Here is a 15143-nt window from a genome sequence, read left to right on the forward strand (position 1 = left end):
TCCAACCAACTTTGAGCCAATGAAAATCCTATTAAAAATAATCCTTGGATGTTTCATTTTTTTATTGGCCTTAGGATTACTGACGCTCACAACGGTTGATTGGACGCCATATAAAGAGACTACTTATTACAAAGAAACCAAGCAAGCAGTTGGCAAGCTGGCTTTTAAGGGGTCTGATAAAGGCTATTTTTTGGGAGGCTGGGCCAAGGCGAATATAACCCCTGACAAACCCGCCAACTTGGTGGCTTATAAACCTCGCGGGCCTTATGAATTCGTGGCAGACAGTAGCTTTGTAAAGGCCATCATAATAGGCAATGCGCAATTTAAGGTGGCTTTCTTAAATTATGAGTTACTCATTGTCCACCCTGAGCTTGCCCTAACTTTAAGAGAAGCCTTAGCCAAAGAGCAAGTACCTATAGACCAGATTTATTTTACAGCCACACATACCCATAGCGGAATGGGTGGAACCATACCCGGACCTGTGGGAAAAATCGCCATGGGAGGATGGGATGAACCTTTGGTAAATACCATTAAAAACGGCACCTTAAAGGCACTGGAAAAAGCCCTGGCCAATATGGACACAGTAAGCTTGCGCACCAAAAGATCTGAAGCTGCAGACTTTGTATCCAACAGACTCATTGCAACCGACCCCATAGATCCTTTTATCCGACAGTTGATTTTGGAAAACACTGATGGACAAAGCTGCTCATTGGTGACCTACAGTGCCCACGCTACCTGCCTTAGCAGCAAGTTTATGGGGCTTTCAGGAGACTACCCTTACTACCTTTCTGAATTTATGGAAGAAAGGCATGACTTTGCCGTTTTTGCGGCAGGTGCAGTAGGCAGCCACCGCCCCAAAGCACCCGGAAATGATATCAAAAGCATCAAACAGTATGCTTCTACATTGGACTCAGTAGTCAATGAGAATAAAAGCGAAAAGGCACTTGCAGGCAAGCAGGTCTTGGCCACAAGGCTTCCATTAAAACTTCGTTCCCCTCATTACAGGGTCAGTGATAACATTCGGCTTCGACCTTGGCTTTTTAACTGGGCTATTGGGGATAATCCGGCATATTTCGATGTCGTCAGAATAGGCAATGCCTTGTTTATCTCTTCTTCCGGTGAAGTTTCAGGGGTATTTTATAAGGCATGGGAGGAACAAGCCCAAGCTCTTGGTCTCTCCTTGTTCATTACCACCTTTAATGGCGGATATATAGGCTATATTACGCCTGACAAATACTATTCAGGTGATTATTATGAAGCCAGAGACATGAATTTCTATGGTCCTTACAATGGGGATTATTTTAAAGAAATTGTATCGGATTTGATATCTTTTGGTGCCGGTAAATAAACTTTTGCTTGGTAAAACCCTTTTTCAAAGGACATTTCTTTTGCCGCTACCCAACCTCCCTTGGTGAAAAACCCCTCGTAATCAGGTAATTCTTTTCTTGGATGTTGGGTCAAAAAACCAAAACTGGTGATCATCAATCGAATCAAAAACTTTTTATCTCTCACTGGAAAAAAATCCAAAAACAACCACTTGGAATCGGAAGTTACCTTTTGGTTTACCTCCTCAAATAGTGCAGTGATGTCTTGATTTATCAATACATCCAATAAAAATTGCGTGACTATTATATCAAAATTGTATTTTTCCGGAAGCTTAAAATCAGCCCTGAAAATAAATTCCACACGGTCTTGTTGATCTGAAGGGATTCTTTTTTTGGCTTTCTCAAGCATTTTTTCCGAAGCCTCCATATAAATTACCTTACCTTTTTTCCCACACCTTTTTAAAATATCCGGCAAATTGGCTCCAGTTCCTCCACCTACTACTAAAACAGTGTCTCCCGGCAGAATAATATCTAAAAATGCCCACTTGCTCCCATGAAACCTTGGCCCTAATACCAAAGTGGCCAGTGCATCATAAAATGGGGCAACAAAATTATAAGCATTCATAAAATGTTCCTTCTACCTCTTGTGTTTATAACTTGTTTTTTAGTCCTTATTAAAACAATAACAATAGGATTGGCAAAGAAAAGCTGAGTTCAAGGCGCTTTCTTGTTTTCATAGTGTTACTAGCCGGAGATTCCATAAAGCTGATGACATGCATCAGCAGCATCAATCCCCAAATTAAAGTGTAAATATGAAAATAAGAGGGCAAAATCAAGAAAAGAACCACAAGGTAAACCAAACCTATAATAGAAAGCCCCCAGAGTAACTTTCTAGTTTGTTTCGTACCAATAACTGTGCTGATGGAAGCTTGTCCTTCAGCCAGATCCTGGGCTCCGTCACTGTAGGATAGATAAATCAAATTGTACCAAGCCAACAGAAAATACGCAGCCAAGAAAAAGGCCCAATTGGCAGAAGAGAAAGCATGATCAAGATTTAATATCGGGATCAACACCAATCCCGCCACATAAAAAAAAGCTGTAGAAAACTCTTTTACGGCAGCCATTTTCTTACCTGCAATGCGCAAAAAAGTCATGGTAAGCATGATTACCAGCGCAAGTGCCAGTCCCGAGCCAAGCATCTTAATGGAAGGCAAAAACAGGAAAGCCAAAATCAAACCCGTTATAATGGCAATCAGCATCAATACCATCAGAAATTTAAAGTGGTTTTGATGGAATCTATGTCTTTGAGATAAGGCAGGCCCCTCCACTTTTTTGGCATCCAATAAATGGTCAAAGGTATAAATACACCAAACAGCCAAAGCCAGAAGTAAATAAATTTTCCAGGACAAATCCACTTTCATAAGGTCGGCAAAAAAATACATCCCTGAACAAGCCCCTGCCACCACATCCAAAGAAAGGAGGTTAAACTTTTCGTAAATAAGCAAATGCTTCAATTTCATTGTAACAGAAAAATTCCTAGTAACATGCAATTTAAAGAAATGAAAGGATCAAAACATTTAAAAATTATGTAATTTCCATTTTCTAAGAAAATCTACTATTCATGAACAAGTTATTTTATATTCTTTTGTTAATTGTCAGTCAACAAGTTTTTGCCCAAGAACCCATTAAAGTTGCCTGTGTGGGCAATAGTATCACCCAAGGCCCCGGCAGAGACAATCCCGACAGCTACCCCCTTCAAATGCAGGAGCGGTTAGGGGATAAATACCAGGTGATCAACTTTGGAGTAAGTGGACGTACTTTATTGAAAAAGGGAGATCACCCATATTGGGAAGAGCCACAATTCCAAGCGGTGAAAAAATTTGCACCTGATGTGTTGGTAATAAAATTAGGAACCAATGATTCTAAACCACAGAACTGGAAATACAAAGATGAGTTTCTTGACGATTATGTGGAAATGATAGAAACCTATAAAGCAAGTATGCCGGCTAGCGGAAAAGTTTATGTATGTATACCGGTTCCTGTGTTCAAAACCAATTTTGATATCACTGAAGAAATAATTGTCAATGAGATGGTGCCGCTAATCCGTCAGGCAGCTGAACAAACCGGAGCCACACTTATTGATTTACACAGGCCTATGGAAAAATACGGGAAGTTGTTTGCTGATGGGGTACATCCCAATACCAAAGGCAATAAAATCATGGCAAAATTGGTTGCTAAAGCCATCAAATAATTTTAGTAAAGCTGTTATTTAAATTCATTAGGCAAAGCCGGCCCTTTATAATATTGGGCCGGATTTGCCTTCCCATTGAATGGTAACCAACCTTACTTTGGCAGATTTTTAAAGCTAACTTGCCCCTAGACAAACCGGCTGAATAGGCCAATGAATCTTTCAATAGACAGACAGACAAAAGATTGGTATCTAGCCAATTATATATATTTTTAAATTGGGATTAAACCATATAGGGTAATTCCGTGTTATAATCCCTCATGTTGCATTACACCACATATCTATTAAAGCCGGATGCCCCATGGGTAACCTTTGTCCATGGCGCAGGAGGCAGCAGTGCCATCTGGTTTAAACAAATTAGAGATTTCAAGAAATCATATAATGTACTGTTGGTGGACTTAAGAGGGCATGGAAAATCAAAAGACAAGGTTTACGAGAAACTAAAAAAATACAGTTTCCCTGTTATTTCTGATGAAGTAATGGAGGTATTAAATCACCTAAAGATTGAAAAATCTCATTTCATAGGCATCTCGTTGGGTACAATTATTATTCGGGAAATAACAGAAAGGTACCCGGAAAGGGTGTCAAGCATGGTGTTGGCAGGAGCCATTATGAAGCTTAACCTTCGCGGGCAGGTACTGATGCGTCTAGGGATTTTACTGAAATCTGTTATCCCGTATTTACTCCTATATAAGCTTTTTGCTTTTATTATAATGCCAAGAAAAAATCACAAGGCATCTAGGTACTTATTTGTTAAGGAAGCAAAAAAGCTTTATCAAAAAGAGTTTATAAGATGGTTTAGCCTTGCTTCCAGAGTCAACCCTTTGCTGAGTCTATTCAGGATAAAAGAAACCCCTGTTCCCACCCTATATCTTATGGGCGAGGAAGATTATATGTTTCTGCCCACCATCACTAAACTGGTAAAAACCCATCAATCTGCACGGCTTGAGGTAGTTCCATCTTGCGGACATGTGGTCAACGTAGAACAGCCTGAAGCTTTCAACAGCATCGCTTTAAAGTTTTTAAAATCCAATTAAGCCATGTAAAGCTTTGCCGCGCCTAAGGGGATTTGCGCACGAATTCTCTTTTTAATACCTTACCGACAGCAGAATCCATTAAACCAATAGAAAATGCCCATAAATGTGTCTTCTTTAACCTTTCTTTTTACCACCGTACTTTTTCTCCTTTCAAGCTCATTGAAAGCCCAAGAAGTGATTGATTTCGATATCAAACTGGCCGGTTTCACCATCGGACAAATGAAAGCTACTAAAACCTTAGCACAGGATACCACCACTTACAGGCTAGACAGCAAGGTTAGTTTCTGGTTATTCGGTACCATCAAAGTAGACTACCACACGGAGGTAAAATACCACGAAGATGTTTTCATTAATTCTAAAGTAAGCTCAAAAACAAATCGGGGAAATTTTATCAGTAAAATATGGCTGGAAGGGGATGAATATAAAATTGATGCAAATGGTTATAAATATGAACATAAAGACATCATCAAAGATCTTATTCACCATAGTGCGGTAAGGTTATTTTTTGAGGAACCCAAAGGGATAAAAGTGATGATGGCAGAAAATTTAGGTAAATTCTCGGAAATAAGATCCCATGGTGAAGGTATTTATACCACCCATATAGAAGGTGATGAAAACAAATATTACTATCAAAATGGGAAAATGCTAAAAGTTAGCATGCACAATCCCATAAAAAATTACGAAGTAAAACGCAGAGAATAAGTCTCGAAGTAGCCTTAAACGCGTACAATGGGTATATTGAAAGATAACCCAAAAAACGATGCTGCTACGACACCTATTAATTGCAACAATTTTTCTAGTAAGTGGTCTTTCCTATGGCCAAGACTTTAACTTTAAGGGAGCAGAAATTGTCCCTTATGGAGAAAGTGAGCGCTTACCAACCTATGCCAAGATACTGAAAGAAGAGCTGGAAAGTCGGATTGATACGACATTTCCCATTAATCAAAAAGAGGAGAAAAAGTCCCCCAGCATTCTCTTAACTCAATTCGATGCCATCCAAAATCTTCCAAAAAAATGGAAGAAAAGATTACAGGACATCGAAGCCATGCCCGCTGAAGGCTACACGGTGATCATCGATGATACATTCGCTAAGCCTAAGGCCATTATCATAGGGCAAGATGACAGGGGCTTGTTATTTGGTATAGGCCATCTTTTGAGAAAAATGGATTGGTCGGAAAATCAATTACTATTGAATAAGGCCATTGAAAAGACAAGCTCACCGACATATGCCATTAGAGGACATCAACTGGGCTACCGCCCCAAAACAAACGCCTACGACGCCTTTACCGTAGATCGTTTTAACCAATATATCAGAGAGCTGGCACTTTTTGGCGCCAACAGCATCGAAATAATGCCACCTCGGACAGATGATGACTTCACTTCCCCTCATATGACTATTCCCGCCATTGATATGATTGGCAAACAATCACGGATAGCTGATGAATTGGATTTGGATGTGTGGATGTGGTATCCCAATATGGCTGAAGATTATGAGGATTCCAAAACAAGAACCATAGAACTAACACAGCGCAAAGATGTATTCGCCTCCATCCCAAGGCTGGATCATTTATTTGTTCCCGGTGGAGATCCCGGTGACCTTGAGCCGGATGTATTGTTCAATTGGCTAGAAGAAGTGGCAACAGTGCTTCACCGATTCCACCCGAGTGCAAAAATATGGGTATCTCCCCAAGTATTTAGGCCCACAAAGGCTTGGTTTGACCAATTCTTCTATCACGTCAATCAAAAGTACGAATGGTTTGGAGGCGTGGTTTTCGGACCTTGGGTTAAAATACCCTTACCGGAGCTAAGGGAGTTAACTGCCGCTTCTATTCCTATTCGGAGGTATCCTGACATTACCCATAATTTAAGTTCCCAGTACCCTATTCCCGAATGGGACTTGGCCATGGCCATGACTTTGGGAAGGGAGTCTATCAATCCTCGACCTGAGGATCAAAAGGCCATTCACAATTCTTTGGCACACTATGCCAATGGGAGCTTAAGCTATTCTGAAGGAACCAATGACGATGTAAATAAATTTATATGGACAGATCAAGAATGGAATCCGGAAACAAAAGTCTTGGAAACTTTAAGAGATTATTCCCGTTTTTTCTTCGGCCCGAAATGGGTAGATGCCGCCACAAATGGCTTTTTGGCACAGGAGGAAAATCTACGTGGTAGGTTGATTAACAATTCCAGTGTTCCTCAAGCCCTGGCTCAATGGCAGGCCATGGAAGATAAAGCTGACAATAAATTAATGGGGAATTTTAGATTTCAAATGGGCTTAATACGTGCTTATTTTGATGCCTATATTCAGCAGAAATTGCTATTCGAGACCCAGCAGGAACAAATAGCCATGAATATTCTGCAGGAATCAGAAAAAATTGGTAGCCTAAAAAGTATAGACAAGGCTACAAGTATACTTACTGAGCCTATCTCAGACCCTTATATCGCGCGTTTGAAGCAAAGATGTTTGGAACTGGCTGATGCACTTTTCAACAGCATAGGAGCACAGCTTACCGTTGAGTCACATGGTGCAGCTTCTGGAAGAGGGAATTTTATTGACAATCTAGCCGTAACCCTTAATGATGCTCCTTGGCTTTTGGCCAATCTCAAAGCCATTCAACAAGTACCGGAGGAAAAACAAAGAAACGATAAAATAAAGCAATTGCTCAACCGAACCAATCCGGGTCCCGGTGGTTTTTATGACAACTTCGGACTAGGAAAAAGCTGGAAGAGAGTTGTTAAAACCAAAGCATGGAGTCAAGACCCTGGAGGTCTATATGGTCCTAGAGAAAGCTTCGGTGTAGGCCTGAAAGGTCAGGAATGGGTACATGAAATACAGGCTGTAGGCTTTGGAGGGACAGCCACTCCCCTGGCTTGGATGAACCAAATAACCTCCCTCTATGACACCCCCTTGATCATAAAATATCAAGAACTGAATCCAAAAAAAATTTATACAATTAAAATAGCCTATACCGGCAGGTTCAGGTCAAAAATGAAATTAACCACAGACGACGGCTTGTTGATTCACGATTTCATCCAGACTGGTGCCAAACCATTGTATGAATTTGAATTGCCTCAAAGCACCTATGCTGATGGAGACTTGGTACTCCACTGGACATGTGGTGAAGGGGAACGAGGGACCCAAGTGGCTGAAATTTGGATTATTCCCAATCCGGAGTAAATATTTTATTGTCTATAATAGAATCTAATAAACAAATTTATACTTGAGGATTCTCCTCTCTCTCCAATTAAATTTTAATTAATTACACCTATTCCATTTTATGTGAATTCAAATACCTCCCCTATTCCAGACCCGGTTCGAAAGTAGTGCCGAATAAACAAACAACTTATCTTCCTTTCCGTTAGCAAAGTTATATGTTTTCAAGAAAGCGTATTTTTGAACCATGCGAGTCGTTTTTTTTCGATTAGCTAATTGAGTACGTAATGAACTAATCGAGAAAAAACAGGTTTTTAGTTTTAATAGTTTTCTTAACCGGGGTTATAAATTTACTTAAATTGATTTTTTATGGTTCTTAGCCAGAAAAAATATTCTTTCTATTTCTACATAATAACGATTTCGTTAGCGGTACCGAAAATCCTTTTCACCCTTAGGCCGGAAGTAAATTTATTTACCGAAGAAGCACAATATTGGCTATGGTCTCAGAACATGGCTTGGCATTATTATTCAAAACCTCCGTTGGTAGCTGTAATTAACTTTTTAAGTACCTCTGTACTTGGCAATACAGAAATGGCAGTTAGAATAAATGCGATATTGAGTGGAGTTGGCATTGCATGGGTTACTTTTTTATTCGGATCCTATCTATATACAAGAAAAGTAGGTTTTTGGGCAGCTTTAATCGTTCAATCCATGCCTGTATGGTGGCTGGCTTCCACCTTCCATATGACGGATTCTTCTCTTACCCTGTTTTGGACATTAAGTATTTATCTAGGCTACAGAGGGATTAAGGAAAATAGTACCAAGTGGTGGCTACTTGCCGGATTAGCCACTGCAATGGGGCTAATGGCAAAAGTTGTTATAATTTTGATATTCCCAGTTTTGATTATTTACCTAATTTACCTTGGAAAATTTAATGTCCATAAGGAAAATTTTTTGAAATTCATTTTGGTGAGTTTATTGGGATTCATCCCTGCATTGGTTTGGAACTGGCAAAATAACTTTGACACCTTCAGACATTTATTTGCATTATCAGGTACGGAAGGTATAAATAATATACCTACCAACTTATCCATAGCTAGCAGAAGTTTTATAGAATTTATACTAAGTCAAATAGCAGTTGTTTCTTTGTTCCTCCTTCCTGCTTGGGTTGCAGCTTTCCTGTATACCATTAAGAGTAAAGGTGCTGAATCCATTTACCTCATTCTTCCTGGATTATTAGCCTTTTTAACATTTGCAGGTTTAAGCATTTTTAAAGAGGCCATGATAAATTGGCCGGCCTTTGCTTACATAGGCTTGGCAATTGTTTTAGCAAATTGGATGGATCAGCAATCTAGACGTTGGAAAACGATCACAATCTCAGGGGTTTTTCTCGGTATATTTATTCCGGTTGTTTTCTTATCACCTGATTATTTGGGATTTAAATCTTCAAACCTATTAATTATTACAGAGCAAAACTTAATCAAAAGGTTATTAGGGCATGAACAACTTGCGGATAGAATTGATTTTTTAGCTGATAGCTTGGCTATTGATCTTCCCTTCGTGTTCTCAGATTCTTACCACACAGCTTCTGAACTTTCCTTTTACCTTTCCGGAAATCCACAAACTTATGTAATAAATATGGGGGCTCGTAAAAACCAATTTGACCTGTGGCCAGGCATGGATCAATTTTTAGGAAAGGAAAAATTTGGAGTTTTTGTAAGCTGGAATTTTGATAATTTTAAAAGCAAGGCAGTCTTTCAAGAACTTATTTATGAAGAGACTTTTGTCACTACCTTTAAAGGTATTCCAAGGAGGCCGATCAATATAAAGTTCTGTAGGAATTTAATAGAATATACACCTTCAACTCCTTCTTCCTACTGAAACATTATTTTTTTAATTATCTATGACCAAAAAGAATAATGACTTAAACAACTATATAAGTTTTTATAGAAATTTTAAAAAACGACACATAAAAAGCTTATTGGTAGCCTCTTAACTCAGTTTTTTCATGCGATCCACCAAATAAGATCGATTTTTCATACTATAAAATACAAAAAACTGTATTTCTCAATTATTAATATTTATAATAATGTATTTCATACAATTAAAAAATCTTTGTACAGTATAACGCGTATTTACTTTAATAATAATTGGTTTTATAAATTTATCTTTAGTACATTTATACTATCAAAAAAAATGAAAGCGGAACGTGTTGATTGGAGAAGTTGGAATCCGTAGCGGAAGTTGGTTATTTTTTAATGTAGGGTTTGTCCAGGGTTTTATTTATGATAAAACCCTGGCATTTTTTTTTAACCAATTCCAAAACCAAACCATGTAATAGTATTAATTATTTCACCCTCTAAAAGGCAAGAGACTCCTCCCTATAATTCCTTACCTATGCAATAAACTCAGTCAAAATAGCCAATACGGACGCCAGCAATATGATTAACAATTTATGCAATTGAAATCTATGCTGTGGGGAGCTTTCAAAAAAAATGATGGTAGATATATGCAAAAAGCCACCTGCTACCAATCCAAACAAAATATCTAGTGTTTCTCTTCCTATCAATGACCGATCAAAAAGGAAATCTGTAGATAGCATACCTAAAGGTGAGGCCGTGGCAAATAGGATTAACAATAAAATTGTATGTGTTTTATTTAGCCGAGACAATAAAACAGCTGCCAAGGCAAAAGCTTCGGGCATCTTATGCATGATCATCCCTATAAGTAGGGTTTCGCTGCCATGGTGGTGTCCTGTAAGCATGGGTTGTTTTGAAAGTAAAGTCCCCTCCAAAAATGCATGCAAAAACAAGCCAATCATCAAAGTCCATACAGTATTACTAGCCCCATGTCCATGATGGTCATGAATATGCCCATGTTCAATTCCCGAGGACATAAAATCAAGCACTTGCTGCAATAAAAAACCAAGCAAAATATACAAGCCCATAAAATAGGCTGACTCTTTATTGGCAAAAAGCTCAGGGAAAATATGTAATATGGTAATGGCAAACAGATAGGCACCGGCAAATATCAATGCCAGCTTAAAGCTTTTCTCATCCCAACCGGGCACTACGATTGCAACCAATCCTGCACCCAAGGCAGCGAAAAAAAGTAAAAGTACATACAACATATATTATAACTTGGGTTATTTGGGTTATTTAGCCCCAACAGTAGTCAAAAATGGCGCGAGACCATCACTAACGTAGGATTGAATTTGGCCTTGGTCATCATTAAAGATAAGAAAGATCTCTATACCTTCCACCGATTTTTGTATTTCCTTTGCTCGATCCATCCCCAAAACCATAAAGGCAGTAGCATAGGCATCGGCCACTATACAATCATCTGCCACCACTGTAGCACTAAGCAAACGATGCACCACAGGATAGCCTGTAAATGGGCTGATTGTGTGAGAATATTTTATGCCGTCTTTGACATAAAAATTACGGTAATTGCCTGAAGTGGCCAAGCCTTTGTTTTCAAGAGCAACTATACTATAGATTTCATTGGCCAGGCCTTCTTCATCAGGGTGAGACACGCCCACTTTCCATAATTCACCTTTATCATTCACTCCATTTCCTACCAATTCACCACCAATCTCTACAAGGAAATTTTCTATACCCATTTCTTTTAAAAAATCGGCAACTACATCAACCCCGTATCCTTTTGCTATGGCACTAAAATCAAGGTAAACATCAGTATTGGATTTCTTAACTCCCTTTTCATTAAAATCTAAGTTCTCAAAGCCTACCTGCTCCAATAACTGTTTCACACCCAAACTATCTTGCAAGGAGGGACCATCCGGACCAAAACCCCAAGCATTAACCAAGGGTCCAATGGTAGGGTCAAAAGCACCATCGGTAACTGAAAACACTTCCTTACTGGTTTTCAAAACCGGATAAAAATAGTCAGATTCAAAAACAAGAGAATCATACCTATTGAGTCTACTAAGTTCAGAATCCGGAATATAGGTAGAAAGAGACTGGTTAAAATCAACAAGAATAGAATCAATTTCTTTTTTAAAATTTCGTCCCCCCGGATCTAAATAGACAATCCTATAAGTGGTCCCCATGGTCTTTCCACTTACAACCATTTTGGGATGGGTTGTATCTGTAGAAACTGCAGTTTCTTTATTTTGCCTGTAGAGGTAAACCATAAACACCACCAACAGTAACAAAATGCTGTAAATGATATTTTTTTTGGCTGATTTTCGCATAAAACAATGCCAGTTTTAATTTTCCGAAAGTTAATTCTATTTTTTCAATTGCTCATTACATTTGGTCATTAACCTTGGTAGGTGTTTCAGTGGAAACCCTTCAAAACCTGAAAAGCTTCAATGATTTTTCTATATTTGTGGGACATAGAAGGTTCATATGAGAGAAGAATATCTGCGTGGTGACCAGGAAGGCTTAAGCCCTGGAGACAAGGAAATAGAAAAAGCACTAAGACCCCTGAGTTTTGATGATTTCACCGGTCAGAAAAAGACTGTGGAAAACATCCAAATTTTTGTTTTGGCTGCCAAAAAAAGAGGGGAGTCCCTGGACCATGTTTTACTTCATGGACCTCCCGGCCTTGGAAAGACCACCTTGAGTCATATTATCGCCAATGAATTGGAATCCACGCTAAAGATCACTTCCGGACCGGTTCTGGATAAACCTTCAGATCTCGCAGGGTTGCTCACCAACCTTGAAGAAGGGGATGTGTTGTTTATAGATGAAATCCATCGTTTGAATCCAATTGTGGAAGAATACCTCTACTCTGCCATGGAGGATTTTCGTATTGATATCATGCTTGACTCTGGCCCCAACGCAAGGACAGTTCAAATAAATTTGAATCCATTTACGCTTGTAGGAGCCACCACAAGGTCTGGTTTACTTACTTCTCCTTTAAGGGCTCGTTTTGGCATCAATGCTCGGCTTGAATATTATGACGCGCATTTACTATCAACCATCGTTACCCGATCTGCTGCCATTTTAGGAACCCCCTTGGATCCCGAAGCAGCCTTTGAAATTGCCAGGAGAAGCCGAGGTACCCCGAGGATTGCCAACACCCTATTGCGAAGAACCCGAGATTTTGCAGAGATAAAAGGCAATGGTAGAATTACTTTAAAAATTGCTGAAATGGCGCTCAATGCTTTGGATGTGGATCAGAATGGTTTGGATGAGATGGACAACAGAATTTTACTTACCATTATCAATAAATTTTCTGGAGGCCCTGTTGGTATTTCTACCATTGCCACAGCTTGTGGAGAAGAGGCGGAAACCATAGAAGAAGTATACGAACCTTTTCTAATAAAAGAAGGCTATCTCAAAAGAACCAGCCGAGGAAGAGCAGCAACTGACCTTGCTTACACCCACCTTAAAATAAAACCCAAGCCCGGTGGACAGTCAGGAAATTTATTTGAAAGCTAGGTCATCATACAGCAATTAATTACCACAAGCCTTGAGTACGATTGAAAAGCATACACATATAGTCAAAAAAACAGCATCAAGACTCGGTTTTGACTATTGTGGAATTGCTGAAGCTACTTTTTTGGAAGAGGAGGCCCCCAAGCTGGAAAATTGGTTAAACAAAAATTACCACGGAAAGATGGCCTATATGGCCAATCATTTTGACAAAAGACTAGATCCAAGAAAACTAGTAGAGGGTGCAAAATCTGTTGTAAGCCTAATGTTTAACTATTACCCACAGCAAACCCTGGATGAGCGCAGGGATTCTCTCAAAATAGCAAAATATGCCTATGGGGAAGATTATCACTTCGTAATCAAAGACAAATTAAAAGCATTCTTAAAATGCTTACAGGAGGAGATCGGTGAAGTAAATGGAAGGGTGTTTGTAGACAGTGCTCCTGTGATGGAAAGGCAATGGGCTGAAAAGGCTGGGCTAGGTTGGAAAGGTAAAAACAGCCTATTACTAAACAAATCTTCAGGTAGCTTTTTCTTTTTAGCGGAGCTAATCATCGATTTACCTTTGGTCTATGACAATCCATCCAATAAAGATTTTTGCGGAACTTGCACCCGGTGTCTGGATGCTTGCCCAACAGATGCTATCCTTCAGGACAATTTAATCGATGGCTCCAAATGCATATCTTATTTGACCATTGAGCTCAAAGAAGCCATTCCGGAAGAATTTAAAGGAAAAATGGAGAATTGGGTATTCGGCTGTGATATTTGCCAAGACGTATGTCCTTGGAATAGGTTTTCAAAACCCCACAAAGAAGAAGCATTTCTTCCTCATCCTGATTTAGAAAAATCAGCATGGGAAGAAATGACAAAAGAGACTTTTAATAAGGTTTTTAAGCGCTCAGCTTTAAAAAGAACCAAATGGGAAGGATTTCAAAGGAACATTACTTTTCTAAATACCAATTAAATCCTACTACCATTCAACGTTTTTAAATTCACCATCTGTTACCGTTGCAGCAAGTTCATCATCCCCGTCAAAGGCCACAAAAGAAAACGTTCCAGATATAAGTTCATTTTCCCTGTCCATCTTGGTAATCTTAACATTCATAGTTCCTTTCACTAAGGTTGTTCCACCTAATTCATCTTCTGAACCTATTAATGAACCACTTGCTACAGTTCCAACTGCACCAATGAACCCAAAACCATTGGACAAGCTTTCTTCTGTTATAGCGCCGAATTCGTCCCCAACATTTAATGAAGAAAAATCCTCACCATAAAGAATAATGGTTAAACTTGTAAAGATGCCGTTCTTTAAATCAACACCAGTAATACCTAGTTCATAAGTATCCCCATCAATATCCAAGTCTCCATCAACATCATCCCCCAAATCACTCAAAGAAAATCCATCCTTAGTAGCACTAAATTTACTACCATTTATGGTTGCAGTTATAGACTCTACCTTGGTATCATCATCATCGTCATCCAAATCGTCAATTACGATACAGCTACTTACCAATATGGCCAATAATGTAAATAATAAGTAATGATAATTTTGTTGTTTTTTCATGATTTTTCTTTGGTAGTACACACAATAATATGAATTCTAATATTTGAATTTTAAAAGTTGCTAAAAATTAATTTAAATTACTGAAACAATGTTAACTAAAAAGATTTAAAAATTAATAATGACCTTTATGTATAGCAGGGAATAACTTTAACCCGCAACAATCAAGATAACAAAAGACAAGCTAAAGACACAAGATTTTTTGGCAAACCAAAAAAATCTTATGCCGATAAAAAACAACAAATACCCAGGTAGAAACTGTCAAAACCTCTTGCCTGAGGATGAGAAAAAATTGCCTATCAAACCAAAATTTAACTTCTTATAGGTTAAACCCAAATAGTATATATTTATATAAATTTTGTACATTGTTATCTTTTCATTAATAAATCATAATTAAATACCATTTAGTA

At 38.6% G+C, this 15143-nt stretch carries 13 protein-coding genes; 8 read left to right on the top strand and 5 right to left on the bottom strand.

Annotation, left to right across the window (positions count from 1 at the left end; genetic code table 11):
• Window positions 1–19 precede the first annotated feature (19 nt).
• Window positions 20–1348, top strand: coding sequence for a neutral/alkaline non-lysosomal ceramidase N-terminal domain-containing protein (locus ACYVHJ_RS15815; protein ID WP_460516487.1), 1329 nt, complete (start codon window positions 20–22; stop codon window positions 1346–1348).
• Here the strand turns inward: ACYVHJ_RS15815 and ACYVHJ_RS15820 are convergent.
• Together ACYVHJ_RS15820 and ACYVHJ_RS15825 are read right to left on the bottom strand one after the other, a co-directional pair.
• A complete protein-coding gene (locus tag ACYVHJ_RS15820) occupies window positions 1297–1950 on the bottom strand; it encodes a class I SAM-dependent methyltransferase (RefSeq protein WP_460516490.1) in 654 nt (217 codons plus the stop codon). The genes ACYVHJ_RS15815 and ACYVHJ_RS15820 overlap by 52 nt on opposite strands.
• Before the next feature lie 49 nt (window positions 1951–1999).
• Window positions 2000–2845 (bottom strand): UbiA prenyltransferase family protein, encoded by an 846-nt coding sequence (locus ACYVHJ_RS15825; protein WP_460516493.1) that lies wholly within the window; start codon window positions 2843–2845, stop codon window positions 2000–2002.
• A gap of 101 nt (window positions 2846–2946) precedes the next feature.
• On the opposite strand from ACYVHJ_RS15825, the gene ACYVHJ_RS15830 reads away from it, so the two are divergent.
• The 5 genes from ACYVHJ_RS15830 to ACYVHJ_RS15850 all read left to right on the top strand — a co-directional run bounded on the left by ACYVHJ_RS15830 (window position 2947) and on the right by ACYVHJ_RS15850 (window position 9651).
• Window positions 2947–3576: an SGNH/GDSL hydrolase family protein gene (locus tag ACYVHJ_RS15830; RefSeq protein WP_460516496.1), complete on the top strand. Its 630-nt coding sequence runs from the start codon at window positions 2947–2949 to the stop codon at window positions 3574–3576.
• 257 nt (window positions 3577–3833) lie between these two features.
• The gene (locus tag ACYVHJ_RS15835) at window positions 3834–4610 is read left to right on the top strand and encodes an alpha/beta fold hydrolase (protein ID WP_460516498.1); all 777 of its coding nucleotides are present in this window, start codon (window positions 3834–3836) and stop codon (window positions 4608–4610) included.
• A 93-nt stretch (window positions 4611–4703) separates the two neighbouring features.
• Complete coding sequence (locus ACYVHJ_RS15840; protein ID WP_460516502.1) at window positions 4704–5312, top strand: DUF6134 family protein; 609 nt, start codon at window positions 4704–4706, stop codon at window positions 5310–5312.
• A gap of 58 nt (window positions 5313–5370) precedes the next feature.
• The gene (locus tag ACYVHJ_RS15845) at window positions 5371–7794 is read left to right on the top strand and encodes an alpha-glucuronidase family glycosyl hydrolase (RefSeq protein ID WP_460516505.1); all 2424 of its coding nucleotides are present in this window, start codon (window positions 5371–5373) and stop codon (window positions 7792–7794) included.
• Window positions 7795–8139: 345 nt separating this feature from the next.
• Window positions 8140–9651, top strand: a complete 1512-nt coding sequence (locus tag ACYVHJ_RS15850; protein ID WP_460516508.1) for an ArnT family glycosyltransferase — start codon at window positions 8140–8142, stop codon at window positions 9649–9651.
• Window positions 9652–10165: 514 nt separating this feature from the next.
• On the opposite strand, the gene ACYVHJ_RS15855 is transcribed toward ACYVHJ_RS15850, so the two are convergent.
• Together ACYVHJ_RS15855 and ACYVHJ_RS15860 are read right to left on the bottom strand one after the other, a co-directional pair.
• Complete coding sequence (locus ACYVHJ_RS15855; protein WP_339903082.1) at window positions 10166–10900, bottom strand: ZIP family metal transporter; 735 nt, start codon at window positions 10898–10900, stop codon at window positions 10166–10168.
• A gap of 24 nt (window positions 10901–10924) precedes the next feature.
• The gene (locus ACYVHJ_RS15860; protein ID WP_460516511.1) at window positions 10925–11983 is read right to left on the bottom strand and encodes an FAD:protein FMN transferase; all 1059 of its coding nucleotides are present in this window, start codon (window positions 11981–11983) and stop codon (window positions 10925–10927) included.
• A gap of 157 nt (window positions 11984–12140) precedes the next feature.
• On the opposite strand from ACYVHJ_RS15860, the gene ruvB reads away from it, so the two are divergent.
• Window positions 12141–13178: a Holliday junction branch migration DNA helicase RuvB gene (ruvB, locus tag ACYVHJ_RS15865; RefSeq protein WP_460516514.1), complete on the top strand. Its 1038-nt coding sequence runs from the start codon at window positions 12141–12143 to the stop codon at window positions 13176–13178.
• A 31-nt stretch (window positions 13179–13209) separates the two neighbouring features.
• Window positions 13210–14136: an epoxyqueuosine reductase gene (gene queG / locus ACYVHJ_RS15870; RefSeq protein WP_460516517.1), complete on the top strand. Its 927-nt coding sequence runs from the start codon at window positions 13210–13212 to the stop codon at window positions 14134–14136.
• 6 nt (window positions 14137–14142) lie between these two features.
• On the opposite strand, the gene ACYVHJ_RS15875 is transcribed toward queG, so the two are convergent.
• Complete coding sequence (locus ACYVHJ_RS15875) at window positions 14143–14736, bottom strand: hypothetical protein (RefSeq protein WP_460516520.1); 594 nt, start codon at window positions 14734–14736, stop codon at window positions 14143–14145.
• Window positions 14737–15143 lie beyond the last annotated feature (407 nt).

This window comes from Cyclobacterium sediminis (assembly GCF_054781075.1).